The organism is Acetobacterium wieringae, from assembly GCF_026646375.1.
Taxonomy (GTDB): Bacteria; Bacillota; Clostridia; order Eubacteriales; family Eubacteriaceae; genus Acetobacterium; species Acetobacterium wieringae_A.
In genome coordinates this window covers 82866-109088 of record NZ_JAIPPU010000003.1, presented here as the reverse complement: position 1 = coordinate 109088, position 26223 = coordinate 82866, and the positions used below count along the sequence as shown (strand labels likewise).

General features: G+C 42.6%; 25 protein-coding genes. 17 read left to right on the top strand and 8 right to left on the bottom strand.

What is annotated here, in order from left to right; translation table 11 throughout:
* Positions 1 to 19: 19 nt before the first annotated feature.
* The 3 genes from Q7P33_RS03980 to Q7P33_RS03970 are packed head-to-tail and all read left to right on the top strand — an operon-like array spanning position 20 to position 3583.
* The gene (locus Q7P33_RS03980) at positions 20 to 2299 is read left to right on the top strand and encodes a PAS domain-containing protein (RefSeq protein ID WP_303867542.1); all 2280 of its coding nucleotides are present in this window, start codon (positions 20 to 22) and stop codon (positions 2297 to 2299) included.
* Positions 2296 to 3186, top strand: coding sequence for a response regulator (locus Q7P33_RS03975; protein ID WP_303867540.1), 891 nt, complete (start codon positions 2296 to 2298; stop codon positions 3184 to 3186). The genes Q7P33_RS03980 and Q7P33_RS03975 overlap by 4 nt, the downstream gene beginning before the upstream one ends.
* A gap of 1 nt (position 3187) precedes the next feature.
* Positions 3188 to 3583 (top strand): response regulator, encoded by a 396-nt coding sequence (locus tag Q7P33_RS03970; RefSeq protein WP_303867539.1) that lies wholly within the window; start codon positions 3188 to 3190, stop codon positions 3581 to 3583.
* Positions 3584 to 3662: 79 nt separating this feature from the next.
* Here the strand turns inward: Q7P33_RS03970 and Q7P33_RS03965 are convergent, their stop codons facing one another.
* Complete coding sequence (locus tag Q7P33_RS03965) at positions 3663 to 4064, bottom strand: bacteriohemerythrin (protein WP_303867538.1); 402 nt, start codon at positions 4062 to 4064, stop codon at positions 3663 to 3665.
* Between the two features lie 231 nt (positions 4065 to 4295).
* Here Q7P33_RS03965 and Q7P33_RS03960 point away from each other — a divergent pair, with 231 nt between their 5' ends.
* From Q7P33_RS03960 to Q7P33_RS03895, 14 genes are all read left to right on the top strand, one after another.
* Positions 4296 to 5123, top strand: a complete 828-nt coding sequence (locus tag Q7P33_RS03960) for a protein-glutamate O-methyltransferase CheR (protein ID WP_303867537.1) — start codon at positions 4296 to 4298, stop codon at positions 5121 to 5123.
* A gap of 51 nt (positions 5124 to 5174) precedes the next feature.
* On the top strand, positions 5175 to 7055 hold the full coding sequence (locus Q7P33_RS03955) for a leucine-rich repeat protein (protein ID WP_303867535.1): 1881 nt from the start codon (positions 5175 to 5177) through the stop codon (positions 7053 to 7055).
* Between the two features lie 197 nt (positions 7056 to 7252).
* Positions 7253 to 8245: a sensor domain-containing diguanylate cyclase gene (locus Q7P33_RS03950; protein WP_303867533.1), complete on the top strand. Its 993-nt coding sequence runs from the start codon at positions 7253 to 7255 to the stop codon at positions 8243 to 8245.
* Positions 8246 to 8541: 296 nt separating this feature from the next.
* The gene (locus Q7P33_RS03945) at positions 8542 to 9825 is read left to right on the top strand and encodes a helix-turn-helix transcriptional regulator (protein ID WP_303867532.1); all 1284 of its coding nucleotides are present in this window, start codon (positions 8542 to 8544) and stop codon (positions 9823 to 9825) included.
* Between the two features lie 207 nt (positions 9826 to 10032).
* Positions 10033 to 10458: a MarR family winged helix-turn-helix transcriptional regulator gene (locus Q7P33_RS03940; RefSeq protein ID WP_303867531.1), complete on the top strand. Its 426-nt coding sequence runs from the start codon at positions 10033 to 10035 to the stop codon at positions 10456 to 10458.
* Between the two features lie 434 nt (positions 10459 to 10892).
* Positions 10893 to 11183: a helix-turn-helix transcriptional regulator gene (locus tag Q7P33_RS03935; RefSeq protein WP_070372257.1), complete on the top strand. Its 291-nt coding sequence runs from the start codon at positions 10893 to 10895 to the stop codon at positions 11181 to 11183.
* Complete coding sequence (locus tag Q7P33_RS03930) at positions 11180 to 13681, top strand: DsrE/DsrF/DrsH-like family protein (protein WP_303867528.1); 2502 nt, start codon at positions 11180 to 11182, stop codon at positions 13679 to 13681. Before Q7P33_RS03935 ends, Q7P33_RS03930 begins: the two co-directional genes overlap by 4 nt.
* Positions 13682 to 13806: 125 nt before the next feature.
* Complete coding sequence (locus Q7P33_RS03925; protein WP_303867527.1) at positions 13807 to 14361, top strand: zinc ribbon domain-containing protein; 555 nt, start codon at positions 13807 to 13809, stop codon at positions 14359 to 14361.
* A 228-nt stretch (positions 14362 to 14589) separates the two neighbouring features.
* Positions 14590 to 15003, top strand: coding sequence for a Fur family transcriptional regulator (locus Q7P33_RS03920; protein WP_303867526.1), 414 nt, complete (start codon positions 14590 to 14592; stop codon positions 15001 to 15003).
* Between the two features lie 244 nt (positions 15004 to 15247).
* Entirely contained in the window at positions 15248 to 17131 is a 1884-nt protein-coding gene (cooS, locus tag Q7P33_RS03915) for an anaerobic carbon-monoxide dehydrogenase catalytic subunit (protein WP_303867525.1), read from the top strand.
* 12 nt (positions 17132 to 17143) lie between these two features.
* Positions 17144 to 17593: a 4Fe-4S dicluster domain-containing protein gene (locus Q7P33_RS03910; RefSeq protein ID WP_303867523.1), complete on the top strand. Its 450-nt coding sequence runs from the start codon at positions 17144 to 17146 to the stop codon at positions 17591 to 17593.
* Complete coding sequence (locus Q7P33_RS03905) at positions 17590 to 18822, top strand: NAD(P)/FAD-dependent oxidoreductase (protein WP_303867522.1); 1233 nt, start codon at positions 17590 to 17592, stop codon at positions 18820 to 18822. The genes Q7P33_RS03910 and Q7P33_RS03905 overlap by 4 nt, the downstream gene beginning before the upstream one ends.
* Positions 18823 to 18932: 110 nt before the next feature.
* The gene (locus tag Q7P33_RS03900; RefSeq protein WP_303867520.1) at positions 18933 to 19427 is read left to right on the top strand and encodes a peptidylprolyl isomerase; all 495 of its coding nucleotides are present in this window, start codon (positions 18933 to 18935) and stop codon (positions 19425 to 19427) included.
* A 60-nt stretch (positions 19428 to 19487) separates the two neighbouring features.
* The gene (locus Q7P33_RS03895; RefSeq protein WP_303867518.1) at positions 19488 to 20075 is read left to right on the top strand and encodes a zinc ribbon domain-containing protein; all 588 of its coding nucleotides are present in this window, start codon (positions 19488 to 19490) and stop codon (positions 20073 to 20075) included.
* Positions 20076 to 20140: 65 nt separating this feature from the next.
* On the opposite strand, the gene eutL is transcribed toward Q7P33_RS03895, so the two are convergent.
* From eutL to fabF, 7 genes are all read right to left on the bottom strand, one after another.
* Positions 20141 to 20785 (bottom strand): ethanolamine utilization microcompartment protein EutL, encoded by a 645-nt coding sequence (gene eutL / locus Q7P33_RS03890; protein WP_303867517.1) that lies wholly within the window; start codon positions 20783 to 20785, stop codon positions 20141 to 20143.
* Positions 20786 to 20923: 138 nt separating this feature from the next.
* Positions 20924 to 21718 carry an acetyl-CoA carboxylase carboxyltransferase subunit alpha gene (locus Q7P33_RS03885; protein ID WP_303867515.1) on the bottom strand — a complete coding sequence of 265 codons (795 nt, stop codon included), beginning with the start codon at positions 21716 to 21718 and terminating at the stop codon, positions 20924 to 20926.
* Positions 21705 to 22592, bottom strand: coding sequence for an acetyl-CoA carboxylase, carboxyltransferase subunit beta (accD, locus tag Q7P33_RS03880; RefSeq protein ID WP_303867513.1), 888 nt, complete (start codon positions 22590 to 22592; stop codon positions 21705 to 21707). Before accD ends, Q7P33_RS03885 begins: the two co-directional genes overlap by 14 nt.
* Before the next feature lie 15 nt (positions 22593 to 22607).
* The gene (gene accC, locus Q7P33_RS03875) at positions 22608 to 23960 is read right to left on the bottom strand and encodes an acetyl-CoA carboxylase biotin carboxylase subunit (protein ID WP_303867511.1); all 1353 of its coding nucleotides are present in this window, start codon (positions 23958 to 23960) and stop codon (positions 22608 to 22610) included.
* Between the two features lie 11 nt (positions 23961 to 23971).
* Positions 23972 to 24388: a 3-hydroxyacyl-ACP dehydratase FabZ gene (gene fabZ / locus Q7P33_RS03870; protein WP_303867509.1), complete on the bottom strand. Its 417-nt coding sequence runs from the start codon at positions 24386 to 24388 to the stop codon at positions 23972 to 23974.
* Positions 24389 to 24496: 108 nt separating this feature from the next.
* On the bottom strand, positions 24497 to 24970 hold the full coding sequence (gene accB, locus Q7P33_RS03865; protein WP_303867508.1) for an acetyl-CoA carboxylase biotin carboxyl carrier protein: 474 nt from the start codon (positions 24968 to 24970) through the stop codon (positions 24497 to 24499).
* A 13-nt stretch (positions 24971 to 24983) separates the two neighbouring features.
* Positions 24984 to 26222 carry a beta-ketoacyl-ACP synthase II gene (gene fabF / locus Q7P33_RS03860; protein ID WP_303867507.1) on the bottom strand — a complete coding sequence of 413 codons (1239 nt, stop codon included), beginning with the start codon at positions 26220 to 26222 and terminating at the stop codon, positions 24984 to 24986.
* Position 26223 lies beyond the last annotated feature (1 nt).

Here is a 26223-nt window from a genome sequence, read left to right as displayed (position 1 = left end):
AATGTGACGGAGTAATCAGATGGATGAAATGAGACTGCATCTCAAAAACAAGGATAAAGCATGGTTGGTGTCAACCCTAAATAGTGCCGGTGATGCGATCTTGACCTGTGATTTGGATAATCGGCTGGACTTTGCCAATGCTGAAGCGCTAAGAATACTGGGGCGGCGACTGTCAGACGTTCTGGGCAAATCACTAAATGACGTATTGTGTCTGTATCGGGATGGTCAACAGGAACCGATTCAATTTTGGGAATCTGGTGGAAATAATCAAGTCATGACAGCTGTGGGATTGCCCCGACGCAGCTATTATATCCGACCAGACGGCCATAAAAGTTATTTGTCGGCGCATTTGTCACCACTGCTGTCAGAAGTGGGAGACTATCTGGGGAAGGTTGTGGTCTTTAGGGATATTTCCCGGATTATTGATGCTGAAAAAACCATCAAAAAAGAGCGTAACAATCTTAAAATGATGTTTGATCTGTTACCAACCAGTATGCTGGTAATTGATGAAGAACAATCAATCACCCGGGTGAACCAGGCCTTTCTCAAAACCTTTATGCTGGAGGAACGCCAGGTCACCGGGAAAGCCTTTGGCGATGCTTTAGGCTGCGTATTTAGTGTCAGCGGTGGCTGTGGCTACTCATTAAATTGTAGCAACTGTCAGTTTCGACGGACTATCAACCAGGCCATTACTGACAAAACCATGGTGCGCGATAAGTCCATTAAAGTTAATTTCTTCCACCAGGCCAGCGAGGAAATACGTTATATTAACCTTAATGTGCTGCCAATTGTCACCTCCAATCACGCTGAGTATATTATTACACTAGATGATATCACTGAGCAGGTATACTATGAAAAAGGTTTAAAGGAAGCCCGGGAGTCCAGCCTTTCTATATTAGACAGCTTGCCCGTAATGATTTTTAGGATCGACCACGATCATCGCTGCGATTTCATCAATCAGACCTTTAAAGCCTTTATGAACATTGCCCGGGAATCTTTTATGGAAGATATTCAGAGTCATATGAAAAAAGCGGATCAGACTCGCTTTATCGAGATTCTCAAAGATTCGCTGGAAGAACAATCCAACTTCAATATGGAGCTGGAATTATTGTCCCCCAACAATACCTATCGCACCTTCCGGGGAATGGGTCGGCCTTTTTATGGCAAAAATCAGGACTATGCTGGCATGATTGGGATGTTTCTGGATATTCATGACGAACGCTCTGCCGAAGAGTTGTTTATTAAAAGTCAGAAGAAATACTACTCGTTGTTTAAATATATGGATAGTAGTATTTCCTATTTTAAAGCGCTATATGATGAAGGTCGAAATCTGGTTGATGCCGAACTGGTGGAAATGAATCTGGCCACAGAAAGACTCTTTGGCATCAAGCGGAACGAGGTTATCGGCCATAAATTATCGGAAATGGGGTTTCTGGAAACCGAAGAAAGTCAGGGTTTGTTCAATCGCTTTCAGGCGGTTCTCAGTCGAGGGGAAAACATCCAACTGGAAGAATACTATATGATCCGGCTAAAAAAATGGGTGGAAGCTTCCATATATAGCCCTGAAGCTGGCTATATTGCGGTGCTATCATCCGACATGGACAGCAAGAAAAAAACCGAAATCAAACTTAAACAGGCCATTGCCCGATCCGAAGAAGCCAATCGGGCCAAAAGCGAGTTTCTGGCCAACATGAGCCACGAAATACGAACACCACTCAATGGAATTGTTGGGATGATTGATCTGACCGCTCTGGAACCGCTGACCGAAGAGCAGCAGGATAATCTGCAGACTGCCAAGGTCTGTGTCAGCTCACTGATTGGGATTATCAACGACATTCTTGATTTTGCCAAAATGGAAGCCGGAAAGCTGATGATTAATCCTATGAGTTTTAATCTCATGGATCTGATCGAATCGACGGTTAAATCCCATAAAAAACATGCCCTGGAAAAGGGCCTTGAGTTATCGGTTGACTATCACAGCATCATTTCAAATTTTGTCATCGGTGACAGCATTCGCCTTAAACAGATTATCAATAATTTGCTCAGTAATGCCATCAAATTTACCAATATCGGCTCGGTAAAAATCACAGTCAGTCAGGAGACAGTTCCCGAAAAGAGCGATGAAATTATTCAAAAAATTGCCATCGCTGACACCGGGATCGGCATTGACGTAAAAGACTATTCCATGCTTTTCAAGAGCTTTACCCAAATTGACGGTTCCTATACCCGGGAATACGGGGGAACCGGTTTGGGTCTGGTGATCACCAAACAACTCTTGGAAATGATGGGGGGGGTGTGACTTTCAGTAGTCAATTGGGGGTCGGGAGCACTTTTTCTGTTTTTCTGCCGATGATTGTAACTAAAAAACCAGGTCAATCAGCCCGGAATCCCCAGGAAGATACCAGTTTTTCTGGACAGCAGATCCTACTGGTGGAAGATGACCGGGTCAATCAGATTGTCGTAACAAAGATGCTTAAAAGTATGGGTGCCGTTGTCGATGTGGCGGGCAATGGCGTAGCGGGAATTGACGCAGTGTCCAAAAAAAAGTATGATCTCATTTTAATGGACATTCAGATGCCAAAGATGGATGGGCTCGAAGCAACCCGAATCATCCGAGGTGGGCAACAAAATAATCCTTCTGATGAGAATTTATATCGACCGGAAAACCAACTTAATCGAAAGACACCCATTATTGCCCTGACTGCTTTTGCTCTAAAGGGAGATGAAGCGTCATTTAAAGCCAGCGGGATGGATGGCTATCTGTCAAAACCGGTAGATCGCATTCAAATGCAGAGCCTGCTAAAAAAATATCTGGATACGAAGCAACAATCAAAGGATCAATCTGTGCCACTAGTGACCAGTAGCTTTGATGTGCAAATGCGGCTAATGCAAGAAGATGCTTTAATGGAACCACCCAAGTCAACTGTACAGGAGCGGGAGGCGGTTACACAACGAATTGATCAATTACATCAGCTGTTGGATCAGAAAAATCTGGAGTTAATGGAAGTGATTGCCCATCAACTTAAAGGAATATTTGAACGAATGAATGCGGACGAATTAAAAAATCTGGTTTTTAAAATGGAACTAGAAATCCGTAAAAGCCGGATCGGAACAGTCAGTGAATACCTTGAACAAATTGCAGCAATCTGGTTTGAAATGAATGCCGGAGCTGCCGGGGAGAATTGAAATGAAACGAATTTTAATTGTGGAAGACGATATGGTCAGTCGCAAATTCCTTGCCAAATTTTTAAGCCGCTATGGCGACTGCGATATGGTGGTAGATGGGCTGGAAGCCATTGATGCCTATCTCCTGGCCAGTCAGGATGGCCAGCCCTATGATCTGATCTGTCTGGATGTGATGATGCCAAAAATTGATGGCATCCAGGTTTTAAAGACCATCCGGGATCTGGAACGACAGAATGGCATCACAGAAAATGAAACCTGCAAAATTATCATGACCACCGTCCTGGGAGAAACCCCGGTTGTTCAGTCCGCCTTTGATTATAACTGCAATGCCTATGCATCAAAACCTCTCGACATGAAAAAATTGACAGCAGTATTAGGTAAAATCGGATTTATTTAAATGGGATTTCCCGTTTGGGCGCTGTTTGAAAAACATGATCAAAAAAAACCGCAATCACTGACGACTGCGGTTTGATGGTTTATAGCGTTTTGGCGTAGGTGCCTATTTTTTTATCAACATTCGAAATATGTTTGGTTAGCCAGTTTACAATCATCTGATTTGCACTGATAATAAGGGTGATATTTCCGCCGGATTCTTGATAATCTTTTTTTAGTTTGGCCAGCTCTTCAATAAACGCCTTGTGTAATTTTTTTTGTTCTTCAATTTCGGGATAGTTTATTTTGGCCATATAGGCTTCTTCATCTTTAAAATGCTGCTTGGTATAATCGTCAAGAAAATCAAACATTTGCGCAATAACTTCTTTGGATTTTCCGGTCTTACCGGCTTCAAAAAGCTGATCTGCCTTTTCAAACCAGATTTTATGTTGTGAGTCAATGTTGTCAACGCCCACTGACAGAGCTGGGGTCCATTCGATAGCCATATTCATTCTCCATTCTAAATTAGATTTATTCTAGTATAGCCTTTTTCAAAACGATTGACAAGAAAATAATTTGCAGATGAGTATGATTAATTCAGAAAAATCATCAGCAATGACGGTAAAATTCAGTATTTACAAGAGTCCTGGTCTGAGTTAAACTAGTCTAAGTATTCACCATTGTCAGGCACAGTCAAACGATGGCTGAACATATAACAGGATTGAGGATGTGGAAAAATGATTCAAATCACCGAAAAAGAATTTGCCATGTTAACAGAATATATTCATAGTGAATATGGTATTGAGTTAAAAAAGGAAAAACAACTTCTACTGATGGGGCGGCTTCATAAGCTACTGGTGGAGTTAGGTTTTGATAGTTTTACCGACTATTATCATTATTTAATCTCTGATAAAACCGGAGAAGCCAGTTCGGTGCTTATTGATAAGGTTTCCACCAACCATACATTTTTTATGCGGGAACCGGAGCATTTTGAGTTCTTCAAGAATACCGTATTACCTTATCTCAAGAAAAAAAAAGAAGCCGAAAATAACCATGATATCCGATTGTGGTGCGCCGCCAGTTCCACCGGCGAAGAGCCGTATACATTGGCGATGATTATGGCCGAATTTTTCGGAGCCGAGGCCCATCTCTGGGACAAAAAACTATTGGCAACGGATATCTCTAACAAGGTTCTGGATATCGCAAAAAAAGGCATCTATGAAAAAGATCGGGTGCAGGTACTTCCACCCAACTGGAAATTGAAATATTTTCAGAGCTTTGACAGTGATCACTTGATGGTAGTGGATGAGATTAAAAACGAAGTGATTTACCGTCGTTTCAATCTGATGACGCCCACTTTCGTCTTTAAGAAAAAGTTTGATGTTATCTTCTGTCGAAATGTGATGATTTATTTTGACCAGGCAACCAAAGATCGTCTAGTCGAAAAGATGTACAATTATATGGAGCCCGGCGGCTATCTCTTCATTGGTCATGCCGAGTCCCTTAATCTGAAACAGACTAATTTTAAATTCATTATGCCAGCGGTGTATCGCAAGCCGTGTTAACCTTGCTATCACCACCCGGAATTAATGCTACCACGTAGAGGAGGATCGGTTATGGAACAACCAAATAAAATAACAGTTGAAATGAACGTTGCAAAAAAATATCGGGTTAAAGATCGTGTTTTATCTCAAGCAGGGGCCCTTGAATGGCCTTTCTTTTTCACGCTTACCCGCAGAATTCGCTCAGTTGAGCAAACGGTTGAGGAACTGACTCGGGAAACACTCTTAAAAACCTATGCCCCGGTGGCAGTGCTTGTGGATCAACGAGGTACGATTCGCTATGTTCATGGTCATACCGGGTTGTTTTTAGAGCCGGCACAGGGCTATGCCGGGGTCAATAACATTTTAAAAATGGCTCGCAAAAAACTACGTCGTGATTTGAATACAACGCTCTATCAGGCCATCACCCGTCGTTCGGCGGTTAATTCTCCAATCATTGAAGTACGGCGGATAAAGGCTAACGAGGCGCTGATCATCCGGGTGTTGCCTCTCTTAAAAGAAACCTCCGCTGGCCAGAAAGAAGATTTTTATTTGGTCATCTTTGAACAGAATCCTATGGCTGAAACCATTGCCAGTAAGGGACGTGGTGATGGTGTAGAACCAGTTGATCAGGAACTGATAGCGATTAACGATGAAATAACATTTAAAAAAGCAGCCCTAACTAAGATCACAGTGGAGTTGGAGAGCAGTCATCAGGATCTCGATTTATCCCGCAACAAACTCCATACAGTGAAAGCGCACCTATTTGATGCCGAAACCGAATTTCAAACACTGACAGAGAAAATCCGCCAAGCCCAGAAAGAACTGGAAATTCTCCAGGACGAATTGTTAGTTTCCAAAAATGAACTTGACGCAAACCAAGCTGTTGAAAAATCCATAGCAACGGAACGACTGCCGCTACGGACAGAATTGGATAATCTCAAAAACGAGATGTTTGTGGCTAGCCTGGCACTTCAAGAAAAAGAAGCGGTGCTAAAACAATTTAATAGCCCCGAGCAGCCCGTAGCGAATGAATTTGCCAGCATTAAACAGGAAATAACTGAACCAGAACACAGTGTCAAAGCATTTGTTACGGAAAGTGCACCTGATACAACAACGGATGAGCATTCATCAAGCGTCACAAATTATCAACCCAATCCAGAATCTTTTAACGACGCCCCCTCATTAAATGCAACGAGTGAAACGAAAATGGGATTTTTCTCAAAAACTGAGCCAAAGCCTTTTTTCAAAAATCCAGGGCTTAGCTTTGGCAATGAAGCCGGTCTTGATCAGGTGGATGATACAAAAGAACTTGTTTTTAAAGATTTTGCTGAATTTCAAACAGCTGCAAGTCATGGATACCGCCATGATTCTGAGCTACAATCTGTGGTTATTCCTGAAGGTGTTGAGATTATCAAACGCAGTATGTTTTATCAATGTACGAAGTTGGAACGTGTAATCATTCCGAGCACCCTGAAAATTATTGAAGATTTTGCCTTCTATGGCTGTGAGTCGTTGAAAAGCATTAATCTGGACAGTGCCAGAGTTCTGGAAAGAATTGGCACTTCTGCATTTGAAGGGTGTCGCTCGCTAATACAACTGGTTATCCCTGATGCTGTAATTGAAATTGAAGAAGCGGTATTTCTTGGCTGTCAACAACTCCAATCAGTTGCATTTATGGATAATAGTCAACTGGAAACATTAGGTAGCCATGTCTTTAAAGATTGCGTCATGATCAGTGAAATGATCCTGCCAAATCAGCTAAAGCATATCGGTATTAGCTGTTTTTATGGCTGTGACAATCTGACCGCAATTCATCTGCCTGATGAATTGGAAACCCTCGGGGAATACGCTTTCTATGGCTGTAACGCACTGAAAAAAGTCGACTTCTCCAATAATAAGCTCCTTAAACAACCCGGCTTTTCAGTAGGATTTCCAGACGGAGTTAACCTTTAGTCTAAAGTTTTGGCGATGATAAAAATTACAGGATATCTTCAGTCCGGTTGCGTTATAAATAATAATGATGCAAAAATTATAGGCAAAAAAAGTAGAATCTTAACGCTAGAAATGTTACAATATATAAATATTTCTGAATAATACAGGAATATTTTAATTAAATCTAAGATTTAAATAATTTTGGAGGTTGAGGCTTAGTGAGTAAAAATATGAGTGTTGTAAATATTGAGACCATCAATGAAGATAACCGAAAAAAACTTGAAGAACAGTCATTTGAAGAAGCCGTACTAGCTTTGACTGAGAAGTTGGAGTTGGCAAATAGTCTGTTAAAAACCATGCTTGAAACCACTCATGAGTTTCTTGTTTTTGGTCTGGATCGGGACTATCGGTATTTAAGCTTTAATAATCGCTATAAAGAGATGGCAAAAGATCAATGGGGGGCCAATATTACGATTGGAACCTGTATTTTGGATATTATTAACAATAATGAAGAACGGCAAAATCTACGAGGCTTTTTTGATCGGGTGCTGGCCGGTGAGCAGTTTTCTTCCCTTGAAGAGTACGAAAGTGAAAGTGGTAATGTCATTGTTGGCAAAAATCATTGGGCGCCAATCAAAAATAGTAATAGTGAAATTATCGGAATCCTCTGTTTTATGCAGGATGTCACCGAACACCGGAGTTTCATCAAGGAGATGCTTAAAGATAAAAACAGTCTTGATCAGAACATGGAGTCCTTATCCTTTTATGATCAATTAACCGGAGTATACAACCGCAAATTCTATGAAAAAGAACTTCAACGTATGGACGAAGAGCAATACTACCCACTATCGATCATTTTTATGAACATCAATGGCATGTCCAAGATCAACAATGAGTATGGTCACGCCGTTGGCGACATTCTCATGCGAAAAGCAGTTCAAGTTCTTAAGTATGGTGTTCGGGGTGATGATGTGGTGGCCCGCTATGAAGGCGATGAATTTGTTGTACTAATGCCCAGAACTGAAGGCGCCAAGGTTGAACGGGCTTTGGAGCGCTTCCGAAAGAGTCTTGATGAAGTTAAGGTTCAATCCATTAAACTGTCGGTTTCTTTTGGGTTTTATACCAAGTACGATGAATCGGATAATACGGAGTCGGTCATCAAAGCCGCACAACGACAATTGGAACGACAGAAAGAACTTGATTATATCTAGTAAACTTCAGACACACTTACAGAAAGAGGTACCCTCAAATCATTTCAAACCAATTTTTATCATGCGTGCGCGGCATCTGGCTGACGTGCGCTTTTTTTGCGCTCAAAATATAGCTGACGAGAAGCAAGTGATGCCAATCATTAATGAATAGTAGCTCTTTGTTATTGATTATTTTGCATCATGATGTTAAAATAAAAGCATCAATATGCAAACGTTATTTATCATAAAATACAATTTGTTAAAAGTTACCCCTTTTCATCAAGATTCACAGATGAAGGCGGAAGACGGAGGAAAGAATGAGCCAGAAAATCGGTAATGTATTAAAAGAAATGATAAAAGAAAAAAATATGACGATTTTTTCACTTGCTAAAGAAGTGGGGGTCGATCGTTCCACCCTTCAGCATTTTTTATCTGGAAAGCGCCGTTTAAATCTGGAGGATCTTCAGAAAATTATGGTGGCTTTAAACCTGAGCAAAGATAAAAAAAAGATATTATACGCTCTTTATGAGAATGAGTATGACGATTGCGAAGTTCTTAAAAACTGTCATGATATCTTTGTTCTTTATAACGAAATCAGTGCTCAAGCAAACCAGAAGAAAATGTTGATTGAAACAGAAGAATATCTGGTAAAAACCCAGTTAGCTTCAGAAAAAGCCCGGATTATCAAAGGACAGGTAAAAATTGAAGGAATTATCCGAAGTTGTTTTATGGAAGAAATGGGGCGGAATGAAGATGCCCATGTCATCATGTCAATCAATTTCAAACACTATTTTCTTTATGAGTTGATTATGCGGATCAGTTGTCATAATCATCGCTGCGGAAAAATTCAGAACATTATCCCTCTAGTCAATAAGAAGAAACTGGGAAATAATCTTGATATCCTCAAAACCGTTCTATTGCTGAAAAGTCTCCCAAATGTTGATTATGAACCGTACTACTTCTATTCAGGAACCAAAATATATGATGATATCAGTATTATTGTTCCCAATTATTTTATCACGTCAAAGCAGGTAATCACCATTGACCGGGATTTTGAAAGTGCGATTATCTATGAAGATCCTGAAATTCTAGACTATTACCAGAAAAAATCCCAGATGATTCTGCGAAAATGTATGCCTTTTGTTGAAAAAGAATCAGTACAATGGATTAATTGCACTCTTCCGGTATTCGAAAAAGTAAAAAATAGTACCATCTCAGAAAAGTTCATTGCTTATGATCAGCTTGAAATGATCCTGGATAAAAACGCTAATCCAGAAGAGAAGGTTTCTACCACAATCGCACCGCTGGAGACGGGTATCACTCAACAATCTAATATTTCGGTACTACGGGACGGCTTGGTTGGTACCGCAAAAAACCTGTGCATTCGTTATTCTATCAATGAAGAGACCGTTGAATTTATCCTGCTCAATGAGATGAACCAGAACATCCAAAAACTGATTGTCAAGGAAATTGGAATAGTGATTATATTCAGAGATTTTTTAAACTATCTACCCCATAGTGTCCATGTCTGCTCACCTGAAGAAATAAAAAACAGTCTCCGTAATATTCATTATATCGGTAGCGGAATAAAGACTGTTTGAGCAGTTTTCATTTAACGGCTCGAAAGAGTGGTAATCCTTATTAATAAACACGGCCAGGTTGTAAAACGATTTGCTCCAACCGATGTGGCCGAAAAAATTGAGAATGATATCAAGAAACTATTAGCCGAATAGTCCCCAGTGAAAAATTGCCTGCAACAGAATTGTGATGTATAATGTTTGGTATATTATTTCAAAGGAGTGATTGACTTGAACAACGATCAACTGAAACTGGAAAACCAATTGTGCTTTCCGCTTTATGCTAGTGCAAAAGAGGTGATTAAGCGCTATAAACCCTATCTGGATGAAATCGGACTAACCTACACCCAATATCTAGCCATGATGGTGCTGTGGGAACATCAAACCATCAACGTAAAAACAATGGGAGAATATCTCTATCTGGATTCGGGGACTTTGACACCGTTATTGAAACGTCTTGAATTAATCGAATTAATTGAGCGAAACCGTGATCCCAATGATGAACGAAACGTGATCATTAAACTCACCGAAAAAGGCAAAGCCCTCAAAAAACCTGCCAGTCAGATTCCAGGTAAAGTTAAAGAATGCTTACCCATCACCCAAGAGGAAACAATTACCTTGTACCATATATTATATAAATTATTAGGACGCAATTAAATAATTTACATTGATCCATTACACGTCGACCTTTTTATGGGTTTAGCCCAATTTATTTGGTTTAAAAGAATATTAAAAATGCTCAGTGAATTGAACTGAGCATTTTTTGTACAGTGAATCAGAAAATTCATGATATCTTAAAAAAAACGACAAAACAATCCCCTTGATTAAAGTATTAGAATGTGGTAATGTGTATGTAATTAGCAATTAAAAACCAGTTTAAGGAGTAACATTCCTTGACTGTTAACTTAAAGCAGGCACAACTGTTCATTTTTCGTCTTTGAGAATAATTACGAGTCTATAGAATTTTCGATGACAGAATTACGAATAAAAGCGCTGTAAGTAAAACAAAATAAAAAAGAGTTGACATATTAGAAAAGTCTAATATAATAATAATAGGCTGATTTATTATGTTGATGCAAGGAGAGTTTTTCATGGAAATGGATTTGAAAGATCATGAGGTTACGGCAGAAATTCTAAAAGCACTGGGACACCCAGTCCGGTTATGTATTACAAAGGGATTGATCGCCAATGGCAGATGCAATGTTTCCTATATGGAAGAGTGCCTTGAAGTTTCCCAATCAGGGGTTTCCCAACATTTATCAAAGCTGAAAAATGCCGGCATTGTCAAGGGCTACCGAACAGGAAATGAGATTTATTACGAAGTCATCAGTAAACCAGCTCAAAATATTATTAAGGCATTGTATGGAGAGGATTTATCATGAAAAAGATATTAATTATTGGAGGCGTTGCCGGTGGTGCGACGGCTGCTGCACGACTACGTCGTTTAAATGAAAACGACGAGATTATTTTGTTTGAACGGGATGAGTACATCTCTTTTGCTAATTGTGGGTTGCCCTATTATATCGGCAATGTGATTAAGGATCGTCAAAAATTACTGGTGCAAACTGTTGATGGCATGTCAAAACGTTTTAATCTGGATATCCGAAATTTCAGCGAAGTTATCAGTATTGATCCAATCGCCAAAACCGTGGCAGTTAAAAACCACCAGACCGATGAAGTATATACTGAAAGTTTCGATAAGCTTATCTTATCTCCGGGTGCCAAACCAATTGCACCTCCGATTCCCGGTTTGTCAGAAGCCCAAAATGTCTTAACCCTCCGAAACATTCCTGATACCGATAAAATCAAAGCCATTGTCGATGGCGGCAAGGTCGGACGGGCGGTCGTCATTGGCGGTGGATTTATCGGCGTTGAAATGGCTGAAAACCTGCAGGAGCTGGGAATTAACGTAACGTTGGTCGAAAAAATGAATCAGGTGTTAAAACCTTTAGATTTTGAAATGGCTCAACTGGTTCATCAGGAAATTAATGCCAACTGCGTTAATCTGATTTTGGAAGATGGTGTGGATCATTTTCAAAAGCAGGGAACCGAAGTGGTTCTCGAGAGCGGCATGGTTTTGCAGGCTGATCTGGTTATTTTAGCCATCGGTGTTGTTCCGGAAAACGGATTAGCAAAAAATGCTGCTTTCAAATGCGGGCCTCGGGGTCATATCATCACAACTGAAAACTATGAAGTCATCAATGCCGATTCCGAAGTCGTTAATCCCGATATTTTTGCCATTGGTGATGCTATTGAAGTCCAGGATTTTGTAACTAAAAACCAAACCGCCATTCCCTTGGCCTGGCCGGCAAACCGTCAGGGCCGGGTCGTAGCCGATTATATTAATGGTATTAAAACGAAAAACGAGGGAATTCAGGGCACTGCTGTCGCTAAAGTTTTTGGCAAAACAATTGCTTCCACCGGCAATAATGCCGCCCAGCTGGATATGAAGAAAATCGATTATCAGGTGGTCATTGCGCATCGGGCTAATCATGCCGGTTACTATCCCAATTCCACCAATATTGCCTTAAAACTGCTTTATGATCCAAAGAGTCTTCAAATTTTTGGAGCCCAGGCGGTTGGTCAGGACGGCACTGAAAAACGGATTGATGTTATTGCCACCGCTATGAAAACCGGTGCGACGGTTTTAGATCTTCAGGACTTCGAATTATGTTATGCACCACCTTTTTCATCAGCCAAAGATCCAGTTAACATCCTGGGTTATATCGCAAGCAACATTGAAACCGGAGTTTATAAAACTGTAGAGTGGTTTGAGATTGATGAGATTATTAAAAACGGTGGCTTTCTGCTGGATGTTCGGACGCCAATTGAATTTAGCGCCGGTGCCATCAAGGGCGCAGTCAATATTGAACTCGATACCTTAAGAGATCGCATCGATGAAATACCCATTGCCAAAGACACCCCCATTTATGTCAGTTGCCAGGTCGGCCAGCGGGCGTATCTGGGAATACGTATCTTAAAAGGCCATGGCTTCACCAATGTCTATAACTTATCGGGTGGCTACAGTACCTACAAAGCCGCCCACTATCAACTGGCTCAGCCAGATTTCACGGTTGGCGAATGTATACCCAAAAAAGACGAAAACGATGATGGTGATGTCGATCAGGGCGGTGACGGAAGCCAAGTGATTGCGAAAAAGGTGGATGTCACCGGATTGCAATGTCCAGGACCGTTAATGGCTACGTATGAGGCGATCCAAAGTGTTGACGCCGGGGAGCTGGTGCAAATCATCGCCACTGATTTTGGTTTTGTCAGCGATATTAAAAGCTGGTGCGAAACCAACGGTCATACGCTGGTATCACAGGAAACCCAGGGAAAAAGCTTTATCAGCGTGATTCGAAAAGGTAATGCTGGCGAAACCTGTAGCCTGATGCCCGCTGTATCAACGCAGAAGAATGCCACCCTGGTAGTTTTTAGTGGGGAACTGGACAAGGTTTTGGCCTCAATGATCATCGCTCAGGGTGCCGCAGCCCAAGGGAAAAATGTCACCCTCTTTTTCACATTCTGGGGACTCAATGCATTGCGAAGACGAGATGGCAAAGGTCAAAATAAAACCTTTATCGAAAAAATGTTTGGAGCGATGATGCCAAAGGGAGCTGCCCGACTGCCACTGTCAATGATGAATATGTTGGGCGCCGGTCCGGCGATGATCAAGGGAATCATGAAAAAGAAACACGTTGATGACCTTGATACAATGATTAAAAAAGCTCAGAATGCTGGAGTTCGTTTTATTGCCTGCACGATGAGTATGGATCTGATGGGTATTAAGGAAGAAGAACTGATTGATGGGATTGAGTTTGCAGGCGTCGGAACCTATATCGCCAGTAATGAGAATGCCGGAACCACCTTATTTGTATAAACAAGAATTGTATTAGTAACCATTTTATATAAAATACCAAGCAGGCTGTTTCAGGATAAATATTTCTGTAACAGCCTGTTTACATTGCTTAATCAAAGCTTTATATAAATAGTTTCGAAGCGATTATGATTTCTTTCATTTGTAAAAATACTGAACCTATGATAAAATACAGATGGAAGGAAGTGAGTAAAATGCCGAAGTATTGTCCCAGATGTACTTACATTTTGAGTATTGACGATACAAAATGCAGTTTTTGCGGCATGGTGATAACAACGGGCATCGTTGTTGATAAGAAGATCGCTGATGAATTCCTTGAAGAGGAAATGATGGAAAGCGGAAGTTTTTCACGGGAATTTCTCGATGGTGGCAGGGAAATGACACCTGCCAGAGAAACAAAACAGCTTCAAACAGATGATGTGGCATTGACAGATGAATTGATTGCTGATGAAATTATTGGCGATAAATGGTTCAGTGATGAGACGGAAAAAGCTTTTGAGGTCGAAAGTTTATCAAGAGGATTATTGGATCAGGGGCGGGAAATGATGCCAGCGGTAGAAACTAGAATCCTGACCACAAATGATGAACTTTTTGCAGAAGAAATGATTGGAGATGAAATCACAGCTGATGGATTTTGGGCAAATAAAAATCGTCCAAATCTTCCAAAATCAATGCAGTTGTGAAGGCGAGAGATGACTAAATGAAGATTGATCAAAAGCAATTTGTGAAGATGAGGAAGTGTCCGGTGTCGCACTGATATAATTACTAAGCTTGTCAATGACAAGGTATGTAATTGTATGATCGTGTGAAATCGGACACTTTTTTAATAGAAAAATTAAAAGCAGTTTGACAAGATCAGTAAATCATACTATAATTAAAATTAAATTATTAGTTAGGAGTTGTTCTTAATCATGAAAAGTAAAAAGATCCAAATGTATACAGATATGATCCGTAGTGTCGGATTAAAAGCTACGCCCCAACGGATCAGCGTTTTAAAGGTATTGTCAGAAATGACCTCCCATCCCAGTGCTGATATGTTAATGGAAGCCCTTGAAAATCAAGGTTATGTGATGTCAGTGGGGACGATTTATAATATTCTTGAAACCTTCTCAGAAAAAGGTCTGATCTTAAAATTAAAAGACAATCAGGAAGTGATGCGTTTTGACGCTAATACCCAATTTCATGTACATATCTATAATAAAGAAAACAACGGTATTTGCGATTACTATGATCCGGAACTGGAAATTCTGCTTTCCGATTATTTTAAAAATAAGCTGCCAGGAGATGTTTCACTCAATCGCATGGAAGTCTCTCTTTTTGCCTGATCGTTTTTAAGAACCATACAACTTTTACAAAAATAAATTATTAAATTCAAAAGTCTGATGCCTTGGTATCAGACTTTTGAATTTTTTGTGATGATGCGTTATGACAAATATTTATCATGAACCATTCTTGACAAATATTTATTCTAGACATATAATCTATATAAGATTTTAATAGGAACAATTCTTTTAAGGAAACGGTTAAAATTAATATCGACAGCAAATATAAATTTCTGGAGGGTATCATATGAATTCAAATTTTAGTTGTAAAACCTGTGCAAGTGCGGATAAAAAACTGGAAACGTTCATTTCCAATCTCAGCGTGGATACATCGCATCATCGGATGGAAGGGCAAAGTATAAAATGTGGTTTTGGGCTACAGGGAATTTGTTGCCGGCTTTGTTCCAATGGTCCATGTCGAATCACACCAGACGGACCCAAAGGGGTTTGCGGTGCTACGGCTGACACCATCGTGGCCCGAAATTTCCTGCGTGCGGTTTCAGCCGGGTCGGGATGTTATATACATATCGTTGAAAATACAGCTCTTTTGCTTAAAAAGACCGCTGCCAACAAAGGGGCAATTAAGGGAAAGATTGCATTGGCCAAACTGGCAGAAATATTTGAAGTGAATGAAACCGATGAACACGTCTGTGCTGAAAAAATTGCCGATCTGGTTCTAGCTGATTTATATAAGCCTGACTACATCAAAATGGAACTGGTTGAGAAAATGGCTTATAAACCCCGCTTTGATCGTTGGAAAGAATTGGGAATCCTGCCAGGCGGGGCAAAGTCGGAAGTGTTTGCTGGGGTTGTCAAAACGTCTACTAATCTCAATTCAGATCCCGTCGATATGTACCTGAACTGCTTGAAACTGGGTATTTCTACCGGTCTCTATGGTTTAACACTAACGAATCTGCTAAATGATGTGATGCTCGGAGAACCCTCTATCCGTTTGGCGCCGGTGGGCTTACGAGTTATTGACACCGACTATATCAATATCATGATCACGGGTCATCAACATTCAATGTTTGCCTACTTACAGGAGCGGTTGATTCAGGAGGATGTCATTGAAAAAGCCAAAGCAGTTGGGGCCAAAGGGTTCAAACTGGTTGGCTGTACCTGTGTCGGTCAAGACCTGCAATTGCGTGGCGAACATTATAAAGACGTATTCAACGGTCATGCCGGAAACAATTTTACCAGTGAAGCGATTCTCGCTACTGGGGCTATTGATGCGGTATTATCCGAGTTCAACTGTACCCTACCGGGAATTGAGCCGATCTGTGATGAATTAAAAATTAAGCAAATCTGCTTAGACGATGTTTCCAAAAAAGCGAACGCTGAAATGAAGCCTTTTGTATTCGAAGAAAAGGAAAGCCAAAGTAATGAAATTATTGCTTCTGTAATCGAAGCGTATCAGGCCAGACGAGGAGTGGTTGCCTTGAATCTTGATGCTGAACACGGCAATGATGATACCTTAACTGGCGTTAGTGAAGGCTCCTTAAAATCATTTCTGGGGGGAACCTGGAAACCGTTGATTGACTTAATTGTCAAAGGAGAAATTAAAGGGATTGCCGGGGTAGTTGGATGTTCAAGTTTAACAGCTGGTGGTCATGATGTGCTGACAGTCAATCTGGTAAAAGAATTGATCGCCAAAGATATTCTGGTTTTGTCGGCGGGATGTTCATCCGGTGGGTTGGAAAATGTTGGCTTAATGTCTCCTCAAGCGGCATCTCTGGCCGGACCAAAACTGCGGGCTGTCTGTGAAAGCCTGGGGATTCCACCGGTTTTAAACTTTGGTCCCTGTCTGGCAATTGGTCGACTGGAATTGGTTGCCACTGAACTGGCCGAAGCCATCGGCGTCGATTTGCCGCAATTACCGTTGGTTTTATCAGCGCCGCAATGGTTGGAAGAACAAGCCCTTGCAGACGGTGCCTTTGGTTTAGCTCTTGGTCTACCACTTCATTTGGGCTTACCACCGTTTGTAACCGGTAGTTCTGTGGCGGTTCAGGTATTTACTCAGGACATGCTAAACCTCACTGGGGGACAGTTGATCATTGATGACAATGCCCAATCAGCCGCCCAAACTTTGGATTCTATCATCGAAAAGAAACGTCAGGAATTAAACATCTAAGGAGGTGTAATCATGAAACGAATCATCATTGATCGTGAAAAATGCGATGGCTGCCTAAACTGCAACATCGCCTGTATCAGTGCCCATGAAGAAGGTAGTAATTTTTACACCGTCAACCTGCAAAGTCCTGATGCCGAAACCCGGAATTTCATCAAATTCGATGTGGGGAAGGGTTATCTACCAATTTTCTGTCGCCACTGTGACGAGCCGGAATGCGTGCTCTCCTGTATGAGTGGGGCGCTGGAAAAAGATCCGGTTAGCGGCCATGTACAATATGATGAAAACAAATGTGCTGCTTGTTATATGTGTGTGATGAACTGCCCTTTTGGGGTGTTAAAGCCAGATAAAAAAAACCGGACTAAGGTCATAAAATGTGATTTCTGCGATGATAAGCCAGATGGACCCAGTTGTGTCAAAGCTTGTCCCAAACAGGCCATCGTAGTGAAAGAGGTAAACCTATGAAAATCGTAATCATCGGAGCCAGTGCGGCTGGCATCAGTGCGGCCAAAACCATTAAAGTCTCAGAGCCGGAAACAGAAGTCGTCATTATTTCCAAGGAAGATAGTGTTCATTCCCGTTGTATGCTGCATAAATTTCTGGGGCATCAACGGGATGCCAAAGGAATCAGCTTTATTGCCGATGATTTCTTTGAGACAGCAGGAATAACCTGGCTTAATAACACCACGGTGATCAGCCTGGATCCTGACAAAAAAACCGTAACAACCCATGACAATCAGACAATCAGCTATGACAAATTATTAATTGCCACCGGGGCAGCCTACTTCATTCCGCCGATCCCGGGACTGCGGGAGTCGAAAAATGTCTATGGATTCCGGGATCTAAACGATGCAAAACTTTTAGATCGGGAATGTCAAACTGCTAAGAATGCAGTGGTAATCGGTGCCGGTCTGGTGGGGATGGATGCCGCTGTGGCCCTATTGGAACGGGGGTTAAACGTCACCGTGATTGAAATGACTAAGGATGTAATGAGTTTACAGTTGGATCACCAGGCTGCTAGGGCCTATCAGCAGCTGTTTGAAGAAGCTGGAGCCGAGTTTATTCTGGAAGATAAGGTTGTTTCGGTAGATGTCAATGATGTCGGTCGTGGCACAACAATCCATTTGGCCAGTGGTAAAGCTGTTCCTGCCGATGTTATTGTGATTGCAGCTGGAGTGCGCCCTGCCTTTAACTTTACGCAAGGATCCGGGATAAAAACCAACCACGCGATTCTCGTGGGCGACGATCTTAAGACGAATTTAAAAGATATTTATGCTGCTGGAGATGTTACCGGGATTGCGGGGATCTGGCCAAATGCCATGAAACAGGGCCGTGTCGCAGCGATTAACATGCTGGGTGAAAAATTATTATACGAAGATCGCTATGCCCTTAAAAACACCGTTAATTTCTATGGGTTGACTACCTTATCGCTTGGGAACATCAACCCCGAGCCGGAAGAAAACTGTGAGATCCTTATTCGAGAAGATCGCCACAATTATCAGAAAGTGGTGCTAAAAAATGGCATCGTTCTGGGCGTAATCATGCAGGGCGATATTGGTGGAACTGGTTTCTGGCAGTATTTGATCAAAAATAAAATTGATATTTCTGGAAAAAACAAAGATGTCTTTAGTTTAAGCTTTGCTGATTTTTATGATCTCGATCAACAAACGGGTGAATACAAATATGCGGTCTAAAGAGCTTCGCAATCAAAATACTTAAGACAGAAGATCACCTCTTTTCATTTTATTACATTTGGTGTATACTACATTGAAATGAAAATTATCAGAAATATTTGGAGGAAATAATGTCAGAAACAGTAAATCCAATTGTAAAAATTGAAATGGAAAATGGCCAGACCATGGAAGTAGAACTGTATCCCGAAGTTGCCCCTATCACCGTTGAAAACTTTTTAACCCTGGTCAATGACGGATTCTATAATGGCTTAATTTTTCATCGGGTCATTCCCGGTTTTATGATTCAGGGCGGATGTCCCCAGGGGACTGGCATGGGCGGTCCAGGACACACTATTTTAGGTGAGTTTTCCGGTAATGGCGTTGTCAATGACTTAAAACATGTCAAGGGTGTCATCTCAATGGCTCGTTCCGGCATGCCAAATTCAGCTGGTTCGCAGTTTTTTATCATGGTAGATGATGCGCCATTTTTAGATGGCCAGTATGCCGCTTTCGGCAAGGTGATCTCTGGCATCGAGACAGCTGATGCGATTGTGGCGGTAGATCGGGATCGATCCGATAAACCCTACAACGATCAGATTATCAAAAAAATTGAAGTTGTGTCCTGAATTATATTTTGAAATCATCCTGCTTTTATGATAAAATAAAATAAAAAGGATGTGAGCGCAATGGCAAAGTATTGTCCCAAATGTTACGCCGGAATCAGTTCCGAAGATGTAGTTTGTGGTAACTGTGGTAATGTTTTGAAGGAAAATCCTGGTGAGGTTGAAGATTTCACAGCAGGTGTTTTCGACAATGAAAATCTTTCTCATGATGTTTCCGGAAAAGAGATTCCTGGGGATACCCCGGATGAAGAAAGCTTATCTCAAGAAATTGTTGCCGATGAGATCATTGCAAATGGTATTGTCGAGGAAGCAGTTATTATCTCAGAAACCATCACGACGACACCCCCAGAATCGACCCAGAGCGGATCATCATATCAAGCTCCACCGAAATCTCAGGCAGCTCCTGATAATGTCGAAGCCCCGATGACTCTGGGTGACTGGATGCTGACCCTGCTGCTTTTGTACATTCCAATTGTCAATATTGTGATGCTGATTATCTGGAGTGTTGATTCAAAAACGGCTACCACTAAAAAGCACTTTGCCTGGGCAACCTTGATCTTTATGGGCATCGGCATTGTCCTCTCGATTATCTTCTCTAGCATCGTAATGGCCATCATTGCATCGATGATGCAGTCAATGTATTATTACTAAAATTCACACCGATAAAAAAAAGAACCGTCAGCGACGGTTCTTTTTACGTTCATGATTAACGCTACTCAATAATCAACAGGGTCTTCGACACAACTGATAATGGCGTTTTTAAAGGCTTCACAGGCAGTTCGGCAATTAGCTTGGGTACCCGTCAGAATGGCGCCACTGAGGTTTGAATTGGTTGGTGGTCCGAAAAATTTAACCACGTCAACATCAGCAACGGTTAAGGCTTCATCGATGCCGACAACGCCTTCCAGAGCTGGAGCAAACAGAAAAGCAATTGAGGAACCCATCGGCAGACCATAGGTTTTCGAAAAATACTTGCCGATCTTGGGTACCAACTGAGCATAAATCAGGTTGCTGTCATCTTCATTGACGCTGTAAACACTGGCTTTATTCTCAGCGTAGTCGCGGATGTATCGTAGTCCATTTTCAACGTCAGAGATGGTTGGCCCAGTAATGACGCCGAATACCTGACCGTCATTGAGACCGGCACCAGCTCCATAGAGGGTTTTTACGTAGACAACCTCAACATTGGAGTTTTTAGTGGCTTCATCGGCTGCACAGTAGCCAACACCATCATATTGGGTGGTAAAAATCCCGATGTCAATACAACCCTCCGGCAATTCAAATTCCTCTAACATGATGTCTTCAACAGCGGTAAGCAATTTACTATAAACAAGTTCGCATTTAATTCGATCTCCAGTCATGGCATCATCTCCTTTTGTGAATTCTGTGAAAATTTACTTATTGATTATAATAGCATTTATTTTGTGTTGGAACAATAAAAAAAAAGCAGAACTACGGGTAGTTATCTGCTTTTTGAGACGGATTGGATGATCAGGAACTTATAATTTTGCGATACTTTCAATGGCACCGTATTTGCGGAACCTTTGATAGCGGTTGATGGTTAATTGGTCACTATCGAGGGTCTGGTTCTTTTTAAAACTTTTATATAACCCGATTTTCAGTTCCCGATAGACGTTTTTGAAATCGCGATGGTTCTCCGAAATAATTTTATCGATGACTTGGAGCTCCAGTAAATCATGAGCGGTCAATTTCAGGCAATTAGCCGCATCTTTAGTTTTGGAAGCATCTTTCCAGAGAATACTGGCACACCCTTCCGGTGAGATCACTGAATAGATGGCATTTTCCAGCATCCAGACCTCGTCGGCTACTCCCAGGGCCAACGCACCACCACTGCCGCCTTCGCCAATCACAACCGACAGAATCGGAACCGTTAAGCTCATCATTTCCATCAGGTTAGTTGCAATGGCCAGTCCCTGTCCCCGTTCTTCGGCACCGATGCCACAAAAGGCGCCTGAGGTGTCAATCAGACAAACAATCGGGCGATTGAATTTCTCGGCCAGTTTCATCTGTCGCAGGGCTTTTCGATAGCCTTCCGGGTGAGCGGAACCAAAGTTGCGTTTGACACGAGATTTGGTGTTTTGACCCCGTTCCTGGGCAATAACTGTTACCGGCATGTCCATTAGCTGGCCCAGACCGGTAATCACTGCCGGATCATCACCAAAACAGCGGTCGCCATGCAATTCAATAAAATCGGTAAAAAGATTGTCAATAAAATCCTGTCCGGTTGGACGGGTCTTTTTCCGAGCCAGGGCCACTCGTTTATATGCTTCCATTTTGATCACCACCTTTGGGAATCCCGTGAAGGGTTAATAATTGCGTCAGGGTTTCTTTTTGGGTGCTGCGAGGGACAATCGCATCGACAAAGCCTTTCTCCAGTAAAAACTCTGCCCGTTGAAAGCCTTTGGGTAAACGCTGACGAATGGTCTGCTCAATCACCCGGGGACCGGCAAAGGCAATTAAAGCTTCCGGTTCAGCCAGAATAATATCGCCTTCCATGGCGAAGCTGGCAGTGACGCCGCCAGTGGTCGGGTCGGTAAGGACGGTCAGGTAAAGCAGACCAGCATCACTGTGACGTTTGACGGCACCGCTGGTTTTGGCCATTTGCATCAGTGCCAACATCCCTTCCTGCATCCGGGCGCCACCGGAAACGGTGTAGCCGATAACCGGGAGCTGGTGCTTTAAGGCGTATTCAAAGATCAGCGTGATTTTCTCACCGACAACCTGCCCCATACTGCCCATCATAAAGGTGGCTTCCATGACGAATAGCGCTACCTTGCGATTGTCAATTTTTCCAGTGCCGATAATAACCCCTTCGCTTTCGTGACTAAATAGGGTAGCCTGCTCAAGTTTTTCATCGTACCCAGGAAATTCCAGACGATTGTTTGAGGACAGATCATGATATTGCTCTACAAAGGTATCCTGATCAATAATCATATTCAGACGTTGGCGAGCATTGATCCGAAAATGATGGCCGCACTTGGGGCAGACATGGAAGTTGTTTTCTAAATCGGAGGTGAAGCTCAACTGCTTACAGGATGGACAGCTCCGGCACAGTTCCGAAGGAATCGCCGGATCTGTTTTACGCTTATTTCGGTGCTGCGCTTCCAGTTCGTTTTTCGGTTTTTTAAATAGACCTTTACTAAGCATTTAAAACCTCCCTTTCTATTCCGGCAATGGCTTGCCAAATTCATTTTCCATAAAGTCAGTGAAGTAATCACCCGAAATAAATAGAGGCTGACTAAGAATATCCAACTGCACTTGACTGGTGTGGTCAATTCCTTCAATTACCAGCTCACACAAGGCGGCCTTCATTTTGCGGATCGTCAGCTCCCGGGTTTTAGAGTGAACAATCAGTTTACCAACCATCGAATCATAATAGGGAGGAATTGCATAACCCTGATAGAGCAGCGTATCGAAACGTACCCAGGGACCGCCCGGTACATGGAGAAAGTCGATGGTACCGCAGTTGGGCCTGAAATCGAGTAGTGGATTTTCGGCATTGATTCGGCATTCGATGGCGTGACCCTGAATGTGGACATCCTCCTGGCCAAAGGTCAGAGGCAATCCAGAAGCAATCCGGATCTGCCATTTGACAATATCAACTCCAGTCACCATTTCGGTTATTGGGTGTTCAACCTGCAACCGGGTGTTCATTTCCATAAAGTAAAAATGACCCTGAGGATCCATTAAAAATTCGATGGTACCAGCATTTTCATAGCCAATTGCGAGCGCTGCCTGGCGCGATACTTCCATCATCGCCGTGCGGACTTCTGGGGTCAGGGATGGGGAAGGGCTTTCTTCTAGCAACTTCTGATTCTTTCGCTGCACCGAGCACTCCCGTTCACCTAAGGCCACCACATGCTGGTGCTGATCGCAGAGTAATTGTATTTCGATATGTTTGACTCGGGTTAAAAACTTTTCCAGATAAACCCCATCGTCATTAAAAGCATTTTGGGCTTCCTGCCGGGCAAGCGAGTATTCGTTTAAGAAATCTTCGGTTCGTTCGACCAGCCGGATGCCTTTGCCGCCGCCGCCGGAGCGGGCCTTGACTAATAATGGATAGCCGATTTCATCGGCCTTGCGATGGGCTTCATCGGGCTCACTGATAATATCCGTACCGGGAACAATCGGAACACCGGCTGCCGCCATTGTAGCCCGAGCCTGATCCTTATCGCCCATTTTCGAAATGATTTCCCAGCTCGGTCCAATAAAGGCAATCCCGCATTGGGTGCAGAGTCGGGCAAACTTGGGGTTTTCCGATAATAGGCCGTACCCGGGGTGAATGGCTTCCGCTCCGGTTAATACAGCGGCTGATAAAATCGCTGAAATATTCAGATAGGAATCTGTCACTGCTGCCGGACCAATGCAAATGCTTTCATCGGCCAGACTGACGTGAAGGCTGTTTTCGTCTGCGGTGGAAAAGACAGCCACAGTGGCGATGCCCATTTCTTTACAGGCACGGATAATTCGCAACGCAATTTCGCCCCGGTTGGCAATCAGTATCTTTGAAAACATCAAAAGCCTCCTTACTCAATCAGGGCAAACGAAAATTCTCCGACCACTGCCACCTTGCCATTTACCGAACCCGAACCGCTGGCAAAATAAAATGGCGGTTTGGATTTTGTCAAACTGCAGGTAATCTCAATGGTATCACCAACGTGGACTTTTTCTTTGAATTTTACTTTATTCAGACCTGTAAAGTAGGGTGTTTTGTTAGCACCTTCCAACTCAGCCAGTAAGACACAGCTGGTCTGGGCCATAATTTCGCAGAGGATAACCCCTGGTACGACTGGGTTGCCGGGAAAATGGCCCTGCAAAAAAAACTCATCGCCGGTAACGGTATAACGACCGGTGGCGGTATTGTCATTTATTTTTTCAGCCTCATCAATCAGCAGCATCGGCTCCCGGTGAGGCAGGATCTTCTTTAATTCATCACGTTTCATTCTGATTTCCTTCTGAATTTTTCTAAAATTCGTTGTTGCAATTCTTTCATCACAACAAGTTTTAACCGTACCAAATGAGATCAGTACGGTATTGGTTTATATTAAAAATTAATCTTCTACAATACGATAGAGAACCTGTCCGAATTCCACCACCTGGCCGTTGCTGACGCAAACTTCCATAATGGTACCAGCGGTTTCAGCAGTAATTTCATTCATCAGCTTCATTGCTTCAATGATACATAGGGTATCGCCGTCGGCAAAGTGTTGATCTTTGGTGACGTAGGGTGGTTTGTCCGGTTGACTGCTTTGGTAAAAAACTCCCACCATCGGGGATTTGATTTCTTTCCAGTGAGTGCTGTCAGAGACTTTAGGGGTTTCGGCTTGAACAGTCAGATCTTGTGGGAGTTGTGGGGCAGTGATTTTTATTTGAGGTTCACAAGAAGTTGGTTCTTCCGAGAAAGTTAAACTGTTTTCCCGGGTTATTTCGATTTTCAGATTCCCCTGATCCAATGCCAGACTGGTCAGCTTTTCGGCTGACATTATTTTCGCCAGGGCCTGAATGGTTTCAATAGTTAATTCCATTACTTATTCTCCTCTATTTTACAAAAGCCAGGCACGCATTATGACCGCCAAATCCAAGTGAAATCGATAGGGCAAGATCACTTTGAACAGTTCGTTTCTGATTGGGAACATAATCCAGATCACAGTCTGGATCAGCTTCCTGATAACCAATAGTGGGGGGAATTATCCCCTCTTTTAACGCCATCACAGCAGCAATCGCTTCGATGGCACCAGCAGCGCCTAACATGTGGCCAGTCATTGATTTGGTTGAACTGACCAGAGTGCGACTGATATGCTCACCTAGGGCATTTTTGATGGCAATGGTTTCTGATTTATCGTTAAGGGGGGTACTGGTACCGTGGGCATTTACATAGATTTGTGCTTCTTCGAAACTGACACCGCTCCGGGTTGCTTCGTCCATCGCCAGATGGATGGCCCGGGTTCCGCCGATGGCGTCAGGGTGGGGGGCCGTAATATGGTAGGCGTCACAGGTATTGCCGTAGCCGACAATTTCGCCATAAATTTTAGCGCCCCGGTTCAGGGCCGATTCCCTTTCTTCCAGCACCAGGGCGCCAGCGCCTTCGCTCATGACAAAACCGCTGCGATTCTTATCAAAGGGAATCGAGGCCCGGGCCGGGTCGTTAACGGTTGTTAACGCCGTTAAATTTGTGAAACCGGCCACTGATAGTGGCGAAATACTGGCTTCGGTACCGCCAGCAATAATCGCATCAGCATAACCGTGTTTGATGCTGCGAAAGGCTTCACCAATAGAATGGGTACCAGTGGCGCAGGCTGTAACAATTGGCAGGCAAGGACCTTGGGCATTATAGCGAATGGCAATGGTGCCAGCAGCGATGTTTGAAATCATCATCGGGATAAAGAAGGGTGAAATCCGACTGGGACCTTTTTCATCCATTTTGTGGCATTCATCAATAAAGGTATGAATACCACCAATGCCGGAACCAATAAAAACACCCAGTCGGGTGGGATCGACATGTGCCTGGACACCACTGTCTTCCATCGCCTGAACAGCGGCACCGATGCCGTATTGGGTAAATTGATCAGTTTTGCGGATTTCATTTTTTTTAATATAGTCAAGGGGTTCAAAATCATGAACCTCACCTGCAATTTTCACTTTTAAGTCGGTGGTATCAAACTTTTTAATAAAGTCGATGCCGCATTTTCCGTTTGTCAGGTTTTCCCAAAAACGTTCTACAGTGCTACCCACTGGAGAAACGACACCGCATCCTGTTATAACAACTCGTCGATTCATA